Source organism: Streptomyces sp. SID11385 (genome assembly GCF_010548245.1).
GTDB lineage: Bacteria > Actinomycetota > Actinomycetes > Streptomycetales > Streptomycetaceae > Streptomyces.
Genome location: NZ_JAAGLR010000608.1, coordinates 1 through 969, shown reverse-complemented (window position 1 = coordinate 969; position 969 = coordinate 1). Strand labels below are relative to the sequence as shown.

The 969-nt window shown below is 77.8% G+C and carries 1 protein-coding gene; it reads left to right on the top strand.

Annotation, left to right across the window (positions count from 1 at the left end; all coding sequences use genetic code 11):
- Positions 1 to 260 precede the first annotated feature (260 nt).
- Positions 261 to 969 (top strand): GAF domain-containing protein (locus G3I42_RS18600; protein WP_164287394.1); only part of this gene is annotated, 709 nt, incomplete at its 3' end.

Here is a 969-nt window from a genome sequence, read left to right as displayed (position 1 = left end):
AACGCCCGCCGGGACGCGGCGGGGGTGGTGCCGCGCCGACACGGCACCACCCCGGTTCGCGGCCCCGAAAGGCGCGGGCACCCTCGCGGGTGCCGCCGTCAGCATCGCGCGGCGGGCGGCGGGCGCGCGAGAGTTGCAGAAGGTTGCAGCCGACGTGGCCGATTCGCGGCGCGGGCGGCATCGGGGGCAGCAGGATGGGATACGCAGCGCCGGCACCCACGGGGGAGCCGGTACCGACGAGAACCCTCCGGGAGCAGCCCGTGCCGCGCACGCAGCCTCCGTCCCCGCCCGTCGCCGGGCCGCGCAGCGAGGGGGCGCCGCCGCGCCCCGTCATCGACGCGTCCTGGCAGCGGGTCAGCCGGGACGGTGTCGTCCCCGGTCAGGGCACCGAGAGCGAACGCCTGGACCGTGAGGTCCTGGAGGGGCGGCGGCGTACGTCGGCGCTGCGCGAGGTGCTGCCGGAGCTGGGGCGCGGGCTGGCGGGGGCCGCGCAGTCCGCGGGTCAGGTGATGATCGTCGCGGACGCCGAGGGGCGGGTCCTGTGGCGCTCGGGGGACCGGCGGACGCTGCGGCTCGCGAACGCGATCTCGCTCGCCGAGGGCGCCGCGTGGGAGGAACGGGCGACGGGCACCAACGCGATCGGTACGGCGCTCGCGACGGGGACGGCGGTGCAGGTGCACGGCGGGGAGCACTTCGTACGGGTGCTGCACCGGTGGACGTGCGCGGCGGCGCCGCTGCACGATCCGCGCGACGGGCAGTTGCTCGGGGTCGTGGACCTGAGCGGGCCCCGCTCCACGTTCCACCCCGCCGCGCTCGCGCTCGTCCAGTCGGTGACCCGGCTCGCCGAGTCCGAACTGCGGCTGCGGCACCTGGAGTCGGTGGAGGTGCTGCGCGCGGTCGCCGCGCCGATCCTGAGCCGGATCGGCGGCCCCGCGCTCGCCGTGGACCCGCAGGGCTGGGTCGCGGGCG